Origin of the sequence: Solibacillus palustris, assembly GCF_022549215.1 — a bacterium.
Lineage (GTDB): Bacteria > Bacillota > Bacilli > Bacillales_A > Planococcaceae > Solibacillus > Solibacillus daqui.
In genome coordinates this window covers 1-2,727 of the sequence record NZ_JAKZFC010000022.1, presented here as the reverse complement: position 1 = coordinate 2,727, position 2,727 = coordinate 1, and the positions used below count along the sequence as shown (strand labels likewise).

Sequence of the window (2,727 nt, the reverse complement as noted above, 5' to 3'; positions counted from 1 at the left end):
TGTAATATTTTAATAAACGAGTTTATAGAGTTATATAATGGAAAAGAATTAAAGCCATTAAAGCTGCAGTATAAAGACTTTGCAGAATGGCAGAATAAATTCTTAAATTCGGAAGAAATCAAAATACAAGAAGAATATTGGATAAATATCTTTAGTGATGAAATACCAGTATTAAATATCCCTACTAATTATAAAAGATCAGTCATTAAAAGTTTTGAAGGTGATGATGTAGGCTTTGAGTTGGATGAAAGAATTATTGAACAATTAAAAGAGCTTACAAAAGAAACAGGAACAACCATGCATATGGTGTTACTATCAGCATTTTATATATTACTATCTAAATACAGTAGACAAGAAGATATCGTAATCGGTGTACCAGTAGCCGGAAGATCTCATGTAGACCTTCAAAATATAATTGGTATATTTGTAAATACAGTGGCGTTAAGGATGAAACCAGTAGGTGGAAAAGATTTTACAGAATTCTTAAATGAGGTAAAAGAAAATTCTATTAAGGCATATGAAAATCAAAGTTATCAATTTGAAGCATTAATAGAAAAGTTAGATGTAAGAAGAGATGCTAGTAGAAACCCAATATTTGATGTTATGTTCAATATGGTTGACATAGAAACGGAAAATATGAATGAATTCGATGGATTTATATTGAAAAAATATAATGGTGAAAAGAGGACATCTAAGTTTGACTTAACATTGAATGTAACACAATCGGACAAAACATTACGTTTTACTATGGAGTACTGTACGAAATTATTTAATAAAGAAACAATAGAAAGATTAGGCAAACACTTTATTAGGATATTAGAAAATGTAGTGGATAATACGGAAATAGAACTAAATAAAATAGACCTGTTAACAGAAGAAGAAAAGGTCAAACTATTTTATGAGTTCAATAATACAAAAGTCGATTATCCCAAGGAAAAAACGATACAGCAATTATTTGAGGATCAGGTGGAAAAAACGCCAGATAATATTGCCGTTGTATTTGAAGATAAAAGGTTAACTTATAGAGAGCTGAATGAAAGTGCTAATAGACTTGCGATAGAGTTAAGAAGAAAAGGCGTTAAAGCTGATTCAATAGTAGGGATAATGGTAGAAAGATCTCTTGAGATGATAATCGGAATAATAGGTGTTTTAAAATCAGGAGGGGCATATTTACCTGTTGATCCAAGGTATCCAAGAGAAAGAATTGAATATATGTTAGAAGATAGTAAGTGCCAAATACTGCTAAGTGAAACAAGTTTACTGGGTAAGGTGAAGTTTAAAGGATATATACTGGATTTATATAACAGTGACTTTCAGTGCGGAGAATCAAGAAATCCTGAGAAAATAAATAGTTTTAAAGATTTAGCTTATGTTATTTATACGTCAGGATCAACAGGTATGCCTAAAGGTGTAATGATAGAACAACAACAGGTAAACAATTTTATACATGGAATAACGAAAGAGACTAAATTAAATTCATATAAAAATATATTATGTATTACAACAGTCTGCTTTGATATCTTTGGACTTGAAACCTTAGTACCATTAACAAATGGATTAAAGGTTATACTTGCTAGCAGCGATGTAAGTGTTGATAGTAAGAAACTGGCAAGAATTATAGATGAAAATAAGATAGAAGTAATGCAAAGCACCCCTTCAAGATTGAATATACTGTTGGAAAATGAAGATTTTCAAGAATCTATTAATCATTTGAAATTAGTTTTAGTAGGTGGGGAAGAGGTAACATCTAGTTTATTTAATAAGTGGAATAAGCATAATAATACAAAGATATACAATGTATATGGGCCAACAGAGACAACAATATGGTCAACAATAAAACTTCTAGAACAAGATGGGAAAATAACAATCGGCAGACCCATAAGTAATACAAGCATTTATATATTAAATAAGGATAAACAAATGCCTATAGGAGTCGAAGGCGAATTATGTATTGGCGGGGATGGTGTCGCAAGGGGATATTTAAATAGGGCAGAATTAACAGCAGAAAAGTTTGTGGGAAATCCTTTTGAATTAGGAAAGAAAGTTTATAGAACTGGAGACCTAGCAAGATGGCTACCTGATGGAAACATAGAGTTTTTGGGAAGAATAGATAACCAGGTTAAAATAAGGGGCTTTAGAATAGAACTTGGTGAAATCGAGAACCGAATACTTCAGCATAAAAGAATTAAGGAAGCAGCAGTAGTAGTAAAAGAAAATAAAGAAAATGAAAAGTATATCTGTGCTTATGTGGTAAGTGATAAAGAAATGAAAGACTTGAAATTAAGAGATTCTTTAAGAGGAACCCTGCCAGAATATATGATTCCATCTTATTTTGTTCAAATTGAAAAGATGCCGTTAACTCCTAATGGAAAACTTAATAGAAGAGCACTTCCAGAACCGATTCTAGAAGAAAATACCATTGAGTGTGAAGCACCAAGAAGTGAAGTAGAAAAAGTTCTAGCAGAACTATGGAGTGCAGTATTAGGAATAGAAGAAGTGGGAATTAATGATAACTTTTTTGAACTTGGAGGACATTCACTAAAAGCTACAATACTTTTATCAAAAATTCATAAAGTATTGAATAAAGAAATACCACTAAACGAGATATTTAGGCTACCAACAATAAAAGAGCTTGCTGAATTTTTAGAAGGCCAGGAAGAAATTATCTACTCAAAAATAGAAAAAATAGAATATGAGGATATGTATAAAGCTTCATCTGCTCAAAAG

The 2,727-nt window shown here is 31.1% G+C and carries 1 protein-coding gene; it reads left to right on the top strand.

From position 1 onward, the window contains the following. The coding region (locus LZ480_RS19565; protein WP_241371217.1) for a non-ribosomal peptide synthetase at positions 1–2,727 on the top strand (2,727 nt) is incomplete at both ends.